A 16,731-nucleotide genomic window follows, 5' to 3' on the forward strand; every position below is an offset into this window, starting at 1 on the left:
ATTAAAACTCCGTAATTTTGAAATCTGCGTGCTCTTTCTCGTATTCAAGATGATTGTCTGATAAGAGGTCGATAAATTCGATGTTGTATTCAGGGCGGTTGGTTTCCACCAATTCACGCGCGATAATACGACCTTCCAATTCTGATGCAGCATCGATGTCTAGATAAAGAGCACGTGTTTGCTCGCGACGTGGGCTAATTTTTGATTCTTGATAGAATACTTTATAAATCATGTGTAGTATAGTTCCTTTCTTTTTGACTGGCAACTATGAAAAAAGCCCCAAACAGCTGGGTCTGTCTGGTAATGCCTATTCAATTTTCTCGAGTTGTCAATTTATTCAGTCTAAATGTACTCTTCATTATACCATAAAATATGCTGATGGTAAAAGGGTTTGGTAGGAAAATGGAAAAGTGTCATGATTTTCAGAAATTCGGTATTTCAGAAGGGGATAAATCAAAGAAATGAGTTAGGATTCCATTACTAAGACTAAGTTCAATTGTGCCGAGAAATGCCTGTCAACTGCCAGATAGTGATGTGACTTACTAGAATGACAAATCGATTCGATCCACTAACCTACTAGAAATCACAACCCAGTCTTTTCATTATTTGAAAAAAAGGCCAAGATGGCTTACAATAGAGAGTAGCATTGAAATACTCTTCGAAAATCAAAATCAGACGTTGTTGACTTGATTTGATGAGTGGAAAGCTCCGGTGGAGGTTTCCAGCCTGTCACTTGACAATAATAAAGTGACAGAGTTCTATCTGCATAAGTAGAAACGAACTACGTTCGCCTATCTCCAACCTCCAAAGGTTCCCCAAACCTTTGGAGCTAGTCTGATTTTGATTTTCATTGAGTATAAGGAAAGAGGAGAAGATGAAAATCCTAGCTTTAGATAGCTCCAACCAGGCCCTATCGGTTGCCTTGGTGGAGGACGGTTGTTTGCAGGCGGAAACCCTGCTGGCCGTCAAGAAAAATCATAGTATCAGCCTCATGCCTGTGGTCGATTTTTTGGTGGCACAGGTGGGCTGGACACCAAAAGACCTGGATCGGGTTGTGGTCGCTCAGGGACCTGGCTCCTACACGGGGCTTCGTGTGGCGGTGGCGACTGCCAAGACCCTAGCCTATACCCTCAAAATCAACTTGGTGGGGCTATCCAGTCTTCAGTCCCTGGTTCCGCCTAGCCTGACGGGTCTGGTGGTGCCCCTCATTGATGCCCGCCGTAACTGCGTCTATGCAGGTGTTTATGAAAATGGCAGAGCAGTCGAGGCAGACCGCTACTGGTCTTTCGAAGACTTACTTTCTAGCCTGTCTGGCAAGGAAAACATCACCTTTGTCGGAGAAGTAGAAAACTTCATGGAGCAAATCGAGCAAGCTCTGCCGACTGCCCAGTATCAAACCAGTCTGCCGTCTGCCTATCAGCTGGCGGTGATTGGTCAAGACTTGCCAGCAGTAGATGTCACCAGCTTTGAGCCCAACTATCTCAAACGAGTAGAGGCAGAGGAAAACTGGCTCAAGGACAACCAAGCTGGCTCAGAAAGTTATATCAAGCGTGTATGATAGAGATTAAACACTACGACGGTCAGGAAAATCTGGCAGAGGCTGTTTTGGCAGTTATGCAGTCGGTTTATGAGCAGTCTCCATGGACCTTGGAACAGATTGCCTCCAGTATGGCTAGTCAGGATGAGGATTATTATCTGGCCTATGAGGGTCAGGAGCTAGTCGGTTTTTTGGCTGTGCAGACGGTGTTGGATGAGATGGAAATCTTGCAGATTGATGTCAGGGCTGATTTTCAGAGGTTGGGAATCGCCAGTCAGCTGATGGCTGCTGTGATGGGCTGGGATGGAGACATCTTCCTCGAAGTGAGGGAGTCCAATAGCGCAGCTCAGGCCCTCTATACACGCCAGCATTTTACCAAAATAGGAAAACGAAAAGACTACTACCGTAATCCTGTCGAGGACGCGGTGATAATGAAGAGAGAACGTGATGAAAGATAGATTGATTTTGGCGATCGAGACCTCCTGTGACGAGACCTCGGTGGCTGTTTTGCGGAATGAGGCGGAGCTTTTGTCCAATGTCATTGCCAGCCAGATTGCCAGCCACCAGCGGTTTGGTGGGGTGGTGCCCGAGGTGGCCAGCCGTCACCATGTGGAAGTGATTACGGCCTGTATCGAGGAGGCCTTGTTGGAGGCGAAAGTGACGGCAGAGGACTTGACGGCGGTGGCTGTGACCTATGGGCCTGGCTTGGTCGGTGCCTTGCTAGTCGGGATTTCGGCTGCCAAGGCCTTTGCTTGGGCTAATGGCTTGCCACTCATTCCTGTCAACCACATGGCAGGGCACTTGATGGCGGCACGTGCGGTCAAGGAGTTGGAGTTTCCACTTTTGGCTCTTTTGGTCAGCGGTGGGCATACGGAGTTGGTCTATGTGTCAGAGGCGGGCGACTACAAGATTGTCGGTGAAACGCGAGATGATGCGGTCGGCGAGGCCTACGATAAGGTGGGTCGGGTCATGGGTCTGCCCTATCCAGCTGGTCGTGTCATCGATGAGTTGGCACATGAGGGGAAAGACATTTATGACTTCCCTCGGGCTATGATAAAGGAAGATAATCTGGAGTTTTCTTTTTCAGGTTTGAAATCCGCCTTTATCAACCTCTACCACAATGCCCAGCAGAAAGGGGAAACCTTGTCCAATGCGGACCTGTCAGCTTCTTTCCAAGCCTGTGTTATGGACATTCTCATGGCTAAGACCAAGAAGGCCTTGGAGAAATACCCTGTTAAGACCTTGGTCGTAGCGGGCGGTGTAGCAGCCAATCAGGGCTTGCGGGAGCGGTTGGCGGCTGAAATCACCGATGTGGAGGTCATCATTCCCCCGCTTCGCCTCTGCGGTGACAATGCTGGTATGATTGCCTTGGCAGCCGTTAGCGAATACAACAAGGAAAACTTTGCTGGTTGGGATTTGAATGCCAAACCGAGTCTGGCTTTTGAGAATTTGTAGAATAAAAACCTCTTACGTCAAGGATGCGTAAGAGGTTTATTTGTGGATTTTTCGCCAGCGATTTGGAGAAATTTGGTAATGCCTTTTAAAAGCAGTTGAAAAATTGAATTGGTTGGAGTAGCCGATTTCTTCAGCAATTTCCTGTAGTGTCTTAGTGGTGTTTTTTAAGAGTTCGCAGGCTTCGCTGAGTCGGTATTGGATGATAAATTGTTGAGGTGAGATGTTCATTTGCTCCTTGAATAGTCGACTGAAGTAGTGGCGATTGAGGTTGCATACTTGTGCCAAATCATCTACGGATATAGCTTTCTCATAATTTCGTTCTACGAAGTTGATGGCTTCTCGTATATAAAATTCCTTGTTTTCATCGTGTTTGCTACTTGTTTTGGTTAGCGAACAGTCAATGAGGCAGGAGATAAAGAGGTAAAGGTGTCCGAGAACTAGAGCACTTTTTTGGTGATGGAGCGCGAGAATTTGTTTCATTTCATGGTAGACAGGGCTAGAGGTGGGCATTTCTCGTTGTGAAAAGATAGGTTGTTCTTTTGAGAGTCCTGCTTGTCTGAGAAAATGCTCAGTTTTCAGACCGTCAAACTCAAGCCAGATATAGGTCCAGGGGTCCTTTTCGTCTGCTTCGTAGCTACAGATGGCTTCTGGGGAGATAAGGAAGCCCTGTCCTGCGGTCAGGTGGTATTCACGTTGGTCGGAGGTATCGTAAAAAGTACCTGAACCAGAGATGATGTAGTGAAACAGGTAGTGTTGTTTCATAGTTGGGCCGAATGAGTGAAGTGGCTTACAGGCTTCCATGCCAAATTGGATGGGGTAAAAATCTACATAGGATCGGTTATTAAAGACGTAAAATTCAGGTTGTATTTTCATCGTATTCTCCATACCAAAAGTGTAAAGGCTTACAATTAGTATAGCATATTTATATGTAAATGTGACATTTTATTTGAAAAAATTAAAAAATATCCCAAAATCATATGGAATATGTCAAATATTCCTATTTGATTATAAAGCGCTTACATGTTATAGTTGTAGTAGAAATAACAAAGTTCGTCGACGTATTCGACAAAAGAAAAGGAGTATTATCATGAAGAAAATTGGTCGCTATGTTACCTTGCTTGCGGCTGCAGGCCTGCTGGCAGCGTGTTCTACTTCGACTGAGTCTAGCAAAACTACGGAAGGAAGTAGTTCAGGAAAGACAGAAATATCCTATGCTATTTGGGATTCTGGTCAAGAGCCTGGTTTGAGAAAGATTGCGGATGAGTTTGAGAAAAAGAATCCAGATATTAAAATTAATATTCAAGTATCGGACTGGGATTCCTACTGGACCATGTTAGAAGCTGGTGCGACAGGTGGTTCATTGCCTGATACCTTCTGGATGCATTCAAATGAGATTTATCGCTATGGTTCCAATAAAATGCTATTGCCATTGGATGAATATTTAGCCAAGAGTGAGGATGCTAAACTAGCCAATTTCCCAGATGGTTTGAATGAAATCTACAATATAAATGGTAAGCAGTACGCTATTCCAAAAGATTTCGATACAATCGGTCTTTGGTACAATAAAAAATTATTTGACGAAGCAGGTATTCCATACCCAGACGATACTTGGGATTGGAATAAGTTGAAAGAAGTAGCGAAGAAATTGACCAAGCCAGATGGTAGTCAATATGGTTTCGGTGCTGGTTTGAGTAACCAAGAGGGTTACTACAACTTTATCTATCAAAATGGTGGTAAGGTCATTACTGATGATTTGAAATCAGGCTATGCTGATCCTAAGACCATTGAGGCTTTGGATTACTACTTTAGCTTTGTCAAAGAAAAAATTTCACCGGCTATTACAGTAGATAAAGAGCGGGCCGAAGCATTCCAAAACGGTCAAGTGGCTATGAGCGTCTTCGGTTCTTGGAATTTATCTGGTTTCACTGCTAATGACTACATTCGTGAAAATGCTGATGTAGCTGTCTTGCCAAAAGGGCCAGATGGAACTCGTGCAACCATCTTTAATGGATTGGGTCATGCCATTGCTGCTACCACTAAACATCCAGATGCTGCTTGGAAATGGGTTGAATACCTCAGCTCAAAAGAGGCACAAGAAATGCAGGCAACACTTGGTGTGGCAATCTCGGCTTATAAAGGCGCGGCAGATACTTGGGTAGATTCAAACAAAAACTTTACTATCAAGAATTATGTTGACATGGTGGATTATGCGCAGATTCGTCCATATTCACAAACAACCATCAAGTGGGAAGATAAGGCTTATGAGCTATTGAAACCTGCTTATCTTGGAGAAAAAGCAACTGAAGAAGCTGCCAAAGAAACAGCTGATATGATGAATGCTGAATTAGCAACTGAAAAATAGGTAGGAGGTCTTGGGAAGTTGATTCTTCCCCGGACCTTCTTATTAAAATGAAGAAGGATGGGGATAAGATGTTCCGAAAAAAAGGAAGTTTAAATGAGGCAATTTGGGGATGGGGAATGGTAGCACCGACCATTATTGGATTAATCGTGCTCAATATTATTCCTATTTTCCAAACCATGAAGATGAGTTTTCATAAGAGTGGAGATTTCGGCAAAGGTGACATCTTTGTCGGCTTGGCAAATTACCAACGCATGTTAGGGGATGCGCAAGTGTGGCAGGCGACATGGAATACCTTGAAATATACGATTCTAGTTGTTCCGGCTACCGTTGCCTTGGCCATGTTGCTTGCAGTTTTGCTTAATTCTAAGATTAAAGGTAAGCATATTTATCGAACCATTTTTTTCTTGCCTATGGTGGCAGCACCAGCCGCAGTGACCATGGTTTGGAAATGGCTCTACAATACGGACTTCGGCTTGATTAACTATATCTTGCGTCGTTTGGGACTGGGTGCTGTGAACTGGATTGAAGATCCAAAGATTGCTCTATACTCAATCGCTTTGATTGGAATTTGGAGTACGGTTGGTTATAGTATGATTTTAATTTTAGCTGGTTTGCAAGAAATTCCAACGGATTTTTATGAGGCAGCTCGCATTGATGGAGCTAGTCCGGCCAAGCAATTTTTCTCCATTACCCTGCCCTTGGTTTCACCAACCCTGTTCTTTGTTGTGGTAACCAGTGTCATTCAATCCATGCAAGTCTTTGATGTTATCTATATGATGGAGGATGTTCGTAGTCCTGCCTATGATAAGACAGTATCTCTGGTTTATCTGTTTTACAATAATTCCTTTAAATATTCGGATAAGGGCTATGGCTCCACCATCGTCATGTTGTTGTTATTAATTATTCTTGTCATTACTTTCGTTCAGATGAAGGTACAGAAAAAATGGGTGCATTACCGTTAAGGAGGTTCATGTGAAACAATCAGCTTTTAAATCAACAATCTGGATGCATGCCTTCTTGATTTTAGTGGCAATGGGCATGCTGATCCCATTTGTTTGGATGGTGTTGACGTCTTTTAAAACTGTAACCGAATCCACTCAGATGAATCCTTTCCACTTTTTACCAAGTAACTGGATGGTGAGCAATTATACGGAGGCTATTCGGACTAATAATTTTCCGATACTCTATCTGAACACCATTTTGATGATGTTATGGCGTATCTTTAGCTCGGTTATGTTTTCAGCTATGGCAGCTTATGCCTTTGCTCGACTGGAGTTTCCTGGGCGGAATTTCTTGTTTGGTCTGGTCCTCTTTCAAATGATGGTGCCACCTCAGTTATTCGTCATTCCTCAGTATTTGATGATTGACCAACTTGGTATGCGCAATACGATTTTTGCTCTGGTATTCCCAGGAATTGTCAGTGCCTTTGGTACATTCTTGCTCCGTCAATTTTTCATGGGTCTTCCAAAAGAATTGGAGGAATCTGCAAAATTGGATGGTTGTAATATTGGGCAGACCTTCTTTAAGGTCATGTTGCCTTTGGCCAAGTCTGGCTTGATTGCCTTAGCGATTTTTACGGCTTTGTTTGCTTTCAAGGATTTGCTGTGGCCATTGATTATCAACTCAGAAGCGGACAAGGCTACCCTGTCTAGCGCACTTTCTAAGATCCAGGGAGCTTACGCTGTTAACTATCCTCAGCTCATGGCTGCAAGTGTTTTGGCTATTTGGCCGATGTTGGTACTTTATGTGATATTCCAGAAACAGTTTATCCAAGGGATTGCGACATCTGGTGGAAAATTATAGGAGGCTACAATGGGAATTATCTTTCATGAAAAGACAAAGGAATTCCATCTTTACAATGAGTTTATTAGCTATGTGTTGACGGTCTTGCCTAATGGTCATATTGGTAGTTTGTATTATGGAAAGCGTGTAACAGAAACAGCTTCCTATCAGTATGTGCGTGAAGATGAGTATCGTGCTTTGACTTCCTTTGTAGAAGACGATGACCGTTTCTTCTCACTCCAATATGCCAATCCTGAATTTGCTTGTTATGGTACAACGGACTATTTTTCTCCGACTTTTGAGTTGGTGCAGAAGGATGGCAGTAGCCTATCGCATTTTGTTTATCAAGGTCATGCGATTTATGCTGGGCGATCGGCTTTAAAGGGTCTTCCTCATCTCTATCTGGATGAGGAGGGACAGGCAGATAGTTTGGATATTTATTTGTTGGATGAAGAGTCGCAGACCCGCCTGGTCTTGTCTTATACGATTTTTCGAGATTATCCAGCGGTGACTCGCTCTGCTCGTTTTGAACAACTCGGAGAAAAATCTGTCTGTTTGAACCGTGCCTTGAGTATGACACTTTGTCTGCCTGATATGGACTATGAGTGGTTGCATTTGGATGGAGCTTGGGGACGCGAGCGGCATCTGCAATTATCGCCTCTTCATCAAGGTTGTCAGTCTATTTACAGTCTCAAAGGGGCTAGTAGTGCGGAGCACAATCCCTTCATGGCTTTGAAACGACCAAATGCGGATGAGCATCAGGGAGAAGTACTGGGCTTCTCGCTCGTCTATAGCGGAAACTTTTTGGCGCAGGTGGATGTGAGTTCTTTCCAAAAGACGAGAGTGAGTATGGGAATCCATCCTGAACGTTTTTCTTGGACATTAGATAAGGGAGAAGAGTTCCAGACGCCTGAGGTCGTTATGGTTTATAGCGAGCATGGTTTGAATGGCATGAGCCAAACCTATCACCGCCTCTTCCAAAAACATCTGGTGCGTGGCTATTGGCGTGATAGAGAACGGCCTGTTCTCTTGAATAACTGGGAAGCCATGAGTTTTGATTTTGATGAGGAAAAAATTCTTTCCTTGGCCAAAGAGGCTGCAGGTCTTGGTGTTGAACTCTTTGTCATGGATGATGGTTGGTTTGGCAAGCGAAACCATGACCGAGCAGGCTTGGGAGATTGGACGGTCAACCGAGAGAAATTACCAAGTGGCTTAACAGGGATTATTGACCAAGTTCATGCTATGGGAATGAAATTTGGACTTTGGATTGAACCAGAAATGGTCAATAAAGACAGTGATTTATACCGAGCGCATCCAGATTGGATTTTCCATCATCCTCAGCATAGTCAATCGCACGGACGCCACCAATATACTTTGGATTTGTCGAGGGAGGATGTTTATCAAAATATTCATGACCAACTCCACCGGCTGTTGGCTGAGCATGATATTGACTATATCAAGTGGGATATGAATCGCTATATGACAGAGGTCTTTACATGTACACGGGAGGCAGAGCGGCAAGGTGAGACCTTCCATCGCTATATTCTCAATCTCTACCGTTTATATGATAGCCTGATAGCGGCTTTTCCGACGGTTCTGTTTGAATCTTGTTCAAGTGGTGGAGCTAGATTTGACCCGGGAATGCTCTACTATGCACCGCAAACCTGGGTCAGTGATGATACGGACGCCATGGAACGCTTGAAAATCCAATATGGAACGAGCATGGTATATCCTCTAAATAGCATGGGTTGTCATGTGTCAGCTAGTCCGAATCAGCAGTTGGGGCGTGCTACTCCACTAAGCACACGTGCCAATGTTGCATTCTTTGGAAGTTTTGGCTATGAGTTAGATTTGTTTGAGTGTAGCCAAGAAGAGTTGGAAGAGATGAAAGAGCAGATTGCCTTTTACAAGACTCACCGTAAGATTTTCCAACAGGGTATTTTCACTCGTCTGAAAAGTCCATTCGATGGAGAAATAACGGCTTGGCAGGTCCAATCCTCGGATGGTCAGCAAGTTATCGTGGGTTATTACCGTCGGTTAACAACTGCCAATCTTGCCTATCAACGCTTGTACTTGCAGGTGTTGGAAGAGGAAGCGGTCTATCACCTTGATGGAGAAGTTTATACTGGTAGCCAATTAATGCATACAGGTTTGTCGATTCGACATGGGGACCATGTTGGAGACAATAAGGACTTTACTTCTTGTTTGATGGTCCTCCAGAAACAACAGTAGCATCCCTATCCCTAGGCCCAGCTATCGGCTGGGTCTATTTTATGCAGAAAGTACATCAATAAGGGCAAGACCTCTACTTATACCCTTCGAAAATCAAAATTATCCGTTATCAACTTGCCTTGATGAACTCCAGTTCTATCTTCGGCTTCGTTTCCTAGGCTACTTTTGATTTTCATTGAGTATTAGATATAAGAATTCTTGAAAAACGAGTTGCAATGTGAGAAAATGAGAGAATAATTCTTCAATCAATTAGTGAGGGGAAGGGAGATAATGAATGAAGAAATATGCTTTTCGTGAAGGGATGCGCGATGCCATTCCCACTGTATTAGGCTATGCCAGTATTGGTCTAGCCTGCGGAGTCGTATCGGTCAATTCGGGCATTTCTACTGTGGAGATGGGGCTGATGAGCCTATTAATCTATGCCGGGAGTGCTCAATTTGTCATGTGTGCCATGATTTTTGCAGGCGCGCCTTTGTTATCCATTGCAGTAACCGTTTTCTTTGTCAACCTGCGTAATTTTCTGATGTGCTTGCATGCGACAACTATTTTTCAAGGAAATCGTTTAGGATCGAATATCTTGATAGGATCCTTTGTGACGGATGAATCCTATGCAGTTCTTTTGCGTAAGCAGATTGAGCATCATACCATTACTCCAGAATGGATGTACGGAAATAATTTTGCAAGCTACGCCTCTTGGGTTACATTCACGACTCTCGGTAATCTGATTGGAGGTCTCATTCCAAATCCTGAGCAGTTTGGATTGGACTTTGCCTTGGTTGCCATGTTTGTCGGTATTTTTGCAGGTCAGTTAGAGGCTATGGTTCGGACCATTCCGCTGAAAAAAATTGGCTTGATTCTGCTGGCAGTCGGTCTGGGCTATATCGGTCTGTCTATGATGGTGTCGTCCTATGTGGCGGTGCTTCTGGCGACGCTCTTGGGCTGTTTTGTGGGGGTGATGATTGATGATAAAAACTAACATTTTACTGATTATTCTAATGGCGGCGCTGGTGACTTGGTTGCCACGTGTCCTACCTTTTGTCCTGACGCAAAATAAATCTCTCCCCCCAAAGTTGGTGAAATTCCTCAGCTTTTTGCCAATCACTATCATTTTTGCATTGACCCTCTCCAGTATTATGGATGAGAAAGTTGGCTCCTTGCCAAGTTTTCTCCCTGTGGAAAGCTTGGCTATTCTTCCGATATTTTTTGTGGTTTTGAAAACAAAAAATATCCTTTTAGCAGTCTTGGTTGGTGTTGTTACAACCGCGGTGTTACGTTTGATATTTTAGGAGGTTTTTATGGTAAAAGAAAATGCCAAAGGTGTCGGACTTTGTTTCCTTTTGGCTTTGGTGGGTCAGTGGTTAGGTCATTTATTTCCACTTGTGGGTGGGCCTGTTTTTGCCCTTCTAATCGGGATGAGCCTGTATCCCTATTTTTCAAGTAAAAATGCATTTCAGCCAGGCTTGACCTTTACCTCTAAGAAGATTTTGCAGTATGCGGTGATTTGTTTGGGTTTTGGATTAAACTTATCAGCGGTCTTGGCAGTGGGTCGTCAGTCTCTTCCAATTATTCTTTCAACCATCAGTTTCGCTTTGTTTTTGGCATTTTTGATGTGGAAATGGTTGCCGATTTCATCTCCTCTGGCGACCTTGATTGGCGTTGGTACCTCTATTTGTGGAGGGTCAGCCATTGCGGCGACAGCTCCCATTATTCAGGCAGATGATGAGGATGTGGCACAAGCTATCTCGGTCATCTTTCTCTTTAATGTCTTGGCAGCTTTGGTCTTTCCGACTTTAGCAACGTGGCTTGGGTTTTCGACAGATTCGGGTCAGGCCTTTGGGATGTTCGCCGGAACGGCGGTCAATGATACCTCCTCTGTGACAGCAGCGGCTTCGACCTGGGATAGCTTATATGGTCTAGGCAGTCAGACCTTAGATACAGCAGTGACGGTTAAGTTAACACGAACTTTAGCCATTATCCCGATTACAACAGTCTTAGCAATTTGGCAAACCCGAGGAAAGGGTCTCAAGGCAGATAAGAAGTCCCTCCTGACAGGTTTTCCGACCTTTATCTTGTATTTTATCTTAGCTAGTCTAATCACAACGATAGCGGGTGGATTTGGTATAGGGGCAGATTGGTTTGCTCCGTTGAAGTCCCTCTCTAAATTTTTCATTTGTATGGCTATGGTGGCGATTGGTTTGCGGACAAATATGTTTGCCTTGGTGAAAAATGGCAAAGCGGCTCTCATGGTTGGTCTGGTTTGCTGGCTGGGAGTGACTGTGTTGACACTGGTCTGGCAAGCGATTTTGGAGATCTGGTAAGGGAAATGTGAGTGGGAAAGACATTATTTCCTATTTCAAACAATTTTTGAGAAGTAAATCGCAGTACCACAGGGTTTTTGTCGCTCGGTTTTTGGTACCGTTGAACAACTCAAAACTAGTTATGGTTTGTTTAAAATGTAATTGAATTGCCTTTTAAAGTAGGCTATTTACACGATATTTGTTTTCCTTTATATAAATATGATAGATTTTCAGTAAATTTTTCAAAAAAACTCAAAAATAACAGATTTTTTCTTGTATCTTTGAGGCATAAGGAGTATAATGGTGACGGTATTCAAGTAGAAATTTTATATACTCTGGATGAAAATATTCTGTCTACTTTAAAATAAATAATCTACTGGGTATCCTTCTGCTAAGTTTTTAAAGCAGGAGGTGTGTTTTTGTACATGGTGTTACAGGAACCAGAAATGATGGCATTCGCCAGTAAAATATAGGAGGATATCATGTCTTATAAAGATATGTTCAGAAAAGAACAACGTTTTTCTTTTCGTAAATTTAGCTTTGGTCTAGCTTCGGCAGTCATTGCAAACGTTATTTTGGGAGGAGCAATCGCAAACAGCCCTGTTGTTCATGCTAACACAGTGACAGAAGCGCAGGCAACTGCAGTGAGTGAGCGGATAGCATCCATACCATACACAGTTAAAATCGAGGATCAAACAGGTAAAGTTGTTGAAACGAAAGTGAAAATGGTTTCAGTATATACAGTTGAGACTATTGCAACAGCAACAGATTACTTGACTGCTGACCTTGTGCCAGAAGGCTATGCCATTGTATCAGGATTAGGTGAAGTAACCGTTACTGAAAAAGCAGACAATATCTTCACAGTTAAAGTAGACAAAATTGCACCAGAAGCAGTAGCAACAACTACGACAGCTGAGTCGGCTACATCAGAAACAGCAGCATTGATTGCCCCGTCTGACGCAACAACAGTAGCATCAGATGTGACTAAGCCAGCAACTCCTGAGCCAGCAAGTTTAACAGCTACGCAACCAACACCAGTGACGTCAGAAGTAGCTGAGGCTGAAGTAGCACCAACTGCATCAGAAGAATCAGCGAAACCAGCAGAGCGTACTGTTTATCTTAGTTACATCACACAGTATGTCAATGAAGACAGACAAGTTGTTGATAGCAAGGGTCACCTTGTAGCTGTAAAAACAACTGATGAAACAGCAAAAACACAAGTAACTGTTTCTGTATCTAAAGACGTACCAGCAGGCTACGAATTGGTACAAGCCAAGCCTGAAATTACTCTTCAATTGGTTGAAAAACAAATCAACGTTTTGGCTTTTGTAGTAACTAAAAAATCTGAAGAAGAGGAAATTGCAGAGTCACAATTGTCAAACCGTGATGTCTTGATGCGATTGTCTTTAGAAGCAAACTTGCTTGCGGACGAGGCACTACGCCAAGTAGCAAAAGAGCAAGCTGGTAACACTGAACTTGCAACAGCAGCTAACAAAGCCAAAGAAATTGCAACCAATGACACCTTAGGAAGTGAGACTAAAACAGAAGAAGAACTCGGTGAGCAAGTCAAAACGGTTCGCGCAAGCATCGAAAACCTCGCAGCTGAAATGTTGAAAGTCGATAAAGATGGAATCTTGACGGCGATGTTGGATGCAAGTATAACAAACCAAGCACCGGTTATTCCGACTATTGGTAGAAATACGGAGTTATCCGCTAAGAATGATAATGCCAGAAAATATGAAGTTCTCCATGTTTTTGGTAATGTTTCAGGAACTACTGAGGCAGAATCTACTACAGGCAACCCTACAGCACCAGATTTTAATCCAGCTAATGCAGAAGCATCGTTCCCAGTCACAGACCCACAAGGTGATCCTGTAACGGTTACATACGAAATTCCATCTTTTATCGTTTCTTATGATGCAAGTAATCCATCTGCGGTGGTTTACGATAAAAATATACAAAATGCAGATGCTGGAAACATAGGTAAGGAAAAGACGACTGAACTTCTTTTCGATGACCAAGGACGTCTAAAGGGTGAATTTCCTTATAGCCCGGGAGGTCTTTATTCACGCATTATTAAGATGACAGATCCAGCTGGAAACGTATCATATAGCAACCCATTCTATGTTGTTGCTTATACAGATAAACGAGCTGACAATACAGATTTGATAGTTGGAAAAGGGTCAGATTTGACAGCGACAAATATCTTTAATAAGTTGAAAATTGATACAACAAGCGGTTATTCCTCTACAAATCAATCGCTCACTGTTCCGGACACTGAGTATACACGTACTATTGTAGGTTATCGCTTAACCGGTACTAACAATGTCCAAACTCTTTCAGATGATACCCTGAACACACTACCAGCAGGTGGAAACTACGAAATCAAAGTTAAGACAACCAATCATTACGGTCAAACAATCTATAACTGGATTCCTGTTAGCATTTATAAGTTGAAAGATACTTCCAGAGATACTGTCGACCAATACACGGATAACCCTGTTCCTATTCATGCTATCGTAGAGCTTGGTTCTACAGGTGATGTAGGAACTGTCAAGTTAGAGGGAGTTCTCCCTGAAAGCTTTAAGCTTGAAAATTTCAATCTTAAAGACGGTGTAGCTACAGAACTAGCTAAGCGTAATCTTGAATTTGTGAAAGCGGAGTCTGTGGGTGTAGATGGCACGGTGGGGACTATTCGTGCCAAAAACGGTGGTAAAGTAGAGTATACAGGTTCAGGTAACATAGACTATGGATTTGTTTACTCTTACATGGAAGGAACGGAGACGAAGACTGTCGATTTTACTTATACTATCTTGTTTACAGATACTCAGGCACCAACAGTAAAACCTGCAGATGAATATATCCGTGTTGTTGGTGAAGACTATACTATCAGTGTTCCTGGTATGGATAATGCGTACTTGAATCCAGATAAAATCAATGGTCGTTTAGATATTTATGAAAATAATGTTAGATTTGAAGGAACTTCTGCACGTGGGAAACTTGGAGTGACCTCAGTGGTCTCTAAGCTAGATGATAGTGGAAAAGATACGTCTGGAAATAGTGATGACCAAGGTGGTAATTCGACTAAATTTAATATAAATATCGTAGGAACAGCTCCAGCAACCGCTGGTACAGGTATCTATTATCTTCGTGTAGGAGATGATAATTATCCATCTGGTCCAAAAGGAAAGAAAGCGGCGGATCATCCTACAAATCCAAATGCAACTGAAGAGAACGTAAGTGTTACTCCTATTACAATAACTTTCGTTGACAAGGTGAAACCAATCACTCCAATTCCAGTCGCTGACCAAGCACACTTGACACCTACTGAAAAGAAAGCAGTTATTGATGCAGTTAAAGAAGCTAATCCAGATAATGCTAAGTTACAGGCGCTTCCTGAGTCAGCTTTCACAGTGAATTCTGATGGTAGTGTATCGGTTAACTATAGTGATGAAAATGTTGATGGTGCGACAGACACTATTAAGAATGCTACCACAAAATTAGCAGGTACACAGAATGAAGCAAAAGCTGAAATTGACAGGAAATTAGCTGAAAATAAAAAAGCTATTGAAGCAAAACGTGATGAAGCAATTGCTGAAATCAATGATGACATTTATTTAACAGATGTTCAGAAAGAAGTTGCTAGGGAGGCTGTCACTGCCGCTGCTGGAGATGCTTTGAAAAACTTAGATACCAAGGCGACAGAAGCAAAAGAAAACATTGATAAAGCAACAACTGTTTCAGAAATCAATAATGCTAAGACTGATGGTGAAGCTGCTTTGGACAATGCAGAAGCAGTAGGCGAAAAAGCTATTGACTGGACGAAGGAAAAAGAGCGAGCAAAAGCAGAAGTTGAAAATCAATCAACGGATGCATTGGAAATCATTAACAATAATCCAAACTTGTCATACGAAGAGAAAAAAGCATATTTTGATGCTATTGACGCATCTAAGAAAGCAGCAATTGAAAAAATTGATGAAGCTAAAGACTCTGTCGGCATTACGGCAGCAATTGATAAAGCAGCCAAAGCAAACGAAACAGAAGTTCTTAAAGCCGCTAAGCAAGATGCCTTGAACAAGCTTGAGAAAGATACGGCTAAAGCTAAAGAAGATGTTGCAGACAATTCAAACTTGACTAAAGAACAATCAGAAAAAGCACTTGAAGATATTCAAAACGATCTTGACAAGGCTAAAGCTGCTGTTAATGAAGCTGCAACCCCAGATGCAGTTCAGAAAGAAGAGGATAAGGGAGTAGCAGCCATCGCTAAAGATGTTCTTGATGCCACTAAACAAAATGCCTTAAACCAGCTTGAGAAAGATGCAGTTGCCGCTAAAGCAGCCATTGCAACCAATCCAAACTTGACTAAAGAACAAGTAGACAAAGCATTTGAAGATGTTCAAAACGATCTTGACAAGGCTAAAACTGCAATTAATGAAGCTACAACCCCAGACGCAGTTCAGGCAGAAATGGATAAAGGTGTAGCTGCACTTGCTAAAGATGTTCTTGACGCAGCGAAACAAGATGCTAAGAACAAGATTGACAAAGAAGCAGAATCAGCTAAGACTGCGATTGATGCCAGTCCAAACTTAACTCCAGAAGAGAAAGATGTAGCTAAGAAAGCGGTAGAGGAAGCAGCTAAGGTAGCGACAGATGCTATTGATAAGGCAACTAATCTATCAGACATTCAAACAGCGGAAGATAATGGAGTGAAGGCTATTGATGTAGAAGAGCTTAAAGCCGCTCAAAAAGATGCTAAGAACAAGATTGCCAAAGAAGCAGAATCAGCTAAGAAAGCAATTGACACCAATCCAAACTTGACTCCAGAAGAGAAGGAATCAGCTAAGAGAGCAATAGATACCGATGCTCAAGCCGCGACAGCCGCTATTGATAAAGCATCAACTCCAGATGCAGTTCAAGTAGAAGAGGACAAAGGTGTAGTAGCTATCAATTTGATTACTGCTAAGGCAGATGCTAAAGGTGCCGTTGCTGCTAAGTTGGCAGATGAAATCAAAAAGCTCGAAGATAAGCAAGCAGAAGCAGAAAAAGCTATCGATACATCAACTATG

The 16,731-nt window shown here is 42.7% G+C and carries 13 protein-coding genes; 11 read left to right on the top strand and 2 right to left on the bottom strand.

From position 1 onward, the window contains the following. Window position 1: 1 nt before the first annotated feature. The gene (locus ODU37_RS07225; protein WP_002938523.1) at window positions 2-232 is read right to left on the bottom strand and encodes a DNA-dependent RNA polymerase subunit epsilon; all 231 of its coding nucleotides are present in this window, start codon (window positions 230-232) and stop codon (window positions 2-4) included. A 642-nt stretch (window positions 233-874) separates the two neighbouring features. Here ODU37_RS07225 and tsaB point away from each other — a divergent pair. The 3 genes from tsaB to tsaD are packed head-to-tail and all read left to right on the top strand — an operon-like array spanning window position 875 to window position 2,992. Beyond that, window positions 875-1,558, top strand: a complete 684-nt coding sequence (gene tsaB, locus ODU37_RS07230; protein WP_249562442.1) for a tRNA (adenosine(37)-N6)-threonylcarbamoyltransferase complex dimerization subunit type 1 TsaB — start codon at window positions 875-877, stop codon at window positions 1,556-1,558. After that, window positions 1,555-1,995, top strand: a complete 441-nt coding sequence (gene rimI, locus ODU37_RS07235) for a ribosomal protein S18-alanine N-acetyltransferase (protein ID WP_249562443.1) — start codon at window positions 1,555-1,557, stop codon at window positions 1,993-1,995. Before tsaB ends, rimI begins: the two co-directional genes overlap by 4 nt. Continuing rightward, entirely contained in the window at window positions 1,985-2,992 is a 1,008-nt protein-coding gene (gene tsaD / locus ODU37_RS07240) for a tRNA (adenosine(37)-N6)-threonylcarbamoyltransferase complex transferase subunit TsaD (RefSeq protein ID WP_249562444.1), read from the top strand. The genes rimI and tsaD overlap by 11 nt, the downstream gene beginning before the upstream one ends. Before the next feature lie 36 nt (window positions 2,993-3,028). Here the strand turns inward: tsaD and ODU37_RS07245 are convergent, their stop codons facing one another. Further along, a complete protein-coding gene (locus tag ODU37_RS07245) occupies window positions 3,029-3,865 on the bottom strand; it encodes an AraC family transcriptional regulator (RefSeq protein ID WP_024382108.1) in 837 nt (278 codons plus the stop codon). 214 nt (window positions 3,866-4,079) lie between these two features. Here ODU37_RS07245 and ODU37_RS07250 point away from each other — a divergent pair, with 214 nt between their 5' ends. From ODU37_RS07250 to ODU37_RS07285, 8 genes are all read left to right on the top strand, one after another. After that, window positions 4,080-5,354: a sugar ABC transporter substrate-binding protein gene (locus ODU37_RS07250; protein WP_105139166.1), complete on the top strand. Its 1,275-nt coding sequence runs from the start codon at window positions 4,080-4,082 to the stop codon at window positions 5,352-5,354. Window positions 5,355-5,422: 68 nt separating this feature from the next. Further along, entirely contained in the window at window positions 5,423-6,316 is an 894-nt protein-coding gene (locus ODU37_RS07255; protein ID WP_002939305.1) for a carbohydrate ABC transporter permease, read from the top strand. A gap of 10 nt (window positions 6,317-6,326) precedes the next feature. Further along, on the top strand, window positions 6,327-7,157 hold the full coding sequence (locus ODU37_RS07260) for a carbohydrate ABC transporter permease (RefSeq protein WP_011921761.1): 831 nt from the start codon (window positions 6,327-6,329) through the stop codon (window positions 7,155-7,157). A gap of 9 nt (window positions 7,158-7,166) precedes the next feature. Then, entirely contained in the window at window positions 7,167-9,368 is a 2,202-nt protein-coding gene (locus tag ODU37_RS07265; RefSeq protein WP_398580446.1) for an alpha-galactosidase, read from the top strand. Window positions 9,369-9,642: 274 nt separating this feature from the next. After that, the gene (locus tag ODU37_RS07270; protein WP_105159734.1) at window positions 9,643-10,344 is read left to right on the top strand and encodes an AzlC family ABC transporter permease; all 702 of its coding nucleotides are present in this window, start codon (window positions 9,643-9,645) and stop codon (window positions 10,342-10,344) included. Then, window positions 10,331-10,654: an AzlD domain-containing protein gene (locus tag ODU37_RS07275; RefSeq protein ID WP_249562446.1), complete on the top strand. Its 324-nt coding sequence runs from the start codon at window positions 10,331-10,333 to the stop codon at window positions 10,652-10,654. Before ODU37_RS07270 ends, ODU37_RS07275 begins: the two co-directional genes overlap by 14 nt. A gap of 9 nt (window positions 10,655-10,663) precedes the next feature. Then, window positions 10,664-11,686 (top strand): YeiH family protein, encoded by a 1,023-nt coding sequence (locus tag ODU37_RS07280; RefSeq protein ID WP_105159732.1) that lies wholly within the window; start codon window positions 10,664-10,666, stop codon window positions 11,684-11,686. 461 nt (window positions 11,687-12,147) lie between these two features. Then, window positions 12,148-16,731 (top strand): DUF1542 domain-containing protein (locus tag ODU37_RS07285; RefSeq protein ID WP_398580447.1); only part of this gene is annotated, 4,584 nt, incomplete at its 3' end.

It is taken from the genome of Streptococcus sp. 2021WUSS109, assembly GCF_044427305.1.
Lineage (GTDB): Bacteria > Bacillota > Bacilli > Lactobacillales > Streptococcaceae > Streptococcus > Streptococcus suis.

What these genes read in the sequence shown, in the direction of transcription:
- ODU37_RS07225 (WP_002938523.1), bottom strand. Translation starts at nt 232, where the DNA reads ATGATTTATAAAGTATTCTATCAAGAATCAAAAATTAGCCCACGTCGC.
- tsaB (WP_249562442.1), top strand. Translation starts at nt 875, where the DNA reads ATGAAAATCCTAGCTTTAGATAGCTCCAACCAGGCCCTATCGGTTGCC.
- rimI (WP_249562443.1), top strand. Translation starts at nt 1,555, where the DNA reads ATGATAGAGATTAAACACTACGACGGTCAGGAAAATCTGGCAGAGGCT.
- tsaD (WP_249562444.1), top strand. Translation starts at nt 1,985, where the DNA reads ATGAAAGATAGATTGATTTTGGCGATCGAGACCTCCTGTGACGAGACC.
- ODU37_RS07245 (WP_024382108.1), bottom strand. Translation starts at nt 3,865, where the DNA reads ATGAAAATACAACCTGAATTTTACGTCTTTAATAACCGATCCTATGTA.
- ODU37_RS07250 (WP_105139166.1), top strand. Translation starts at nt 4,080, where the DNA reads ATGAAGAAAATTGGTCGCTATGTTACCTTGCTTGCGGCTGCAGGCCTG.
- ODU37_RS07255 (WP_002939305.1), top strand. Translation starts at nt 5,423, where the DNA reads ATGTTCCGAAAAAAAGGAAGTTTAAATGAGGCAATTTGGGGATGGGGA.
- ODU37_RS07265 (WP_398580446.1), top strand. Translation starts at nt 7,167, where the DNA reads ATGGGAATTATCTTTCATGAAAAGACAAAGGAATTCCATCTTTACAAT.
- ODU37_RS07270 (WP_105159734.1), top strand. Translation starts at nt 9,643, where the DNA reads ATGAAGAAATATGCTTTTCGTGAAGGGATGCGCGATGCCATTCCCACT.
- ODU37_RS07275 (WP_249562446.1), top strand. Translation starts at nt 10,331, where the DNA reads ATGATAAAAACTAACATTTTACTGATTATTCTAATGGCGGCGCTGGTG.
- ODU37_RS07280 (WP_105159732.1), top strand. Translation starts at nt 10,664, where the DNA reads ATGGTAAAAGAAAATGCCAAAGGTGTCGGACTTTGTTTCCTTTTGGCT.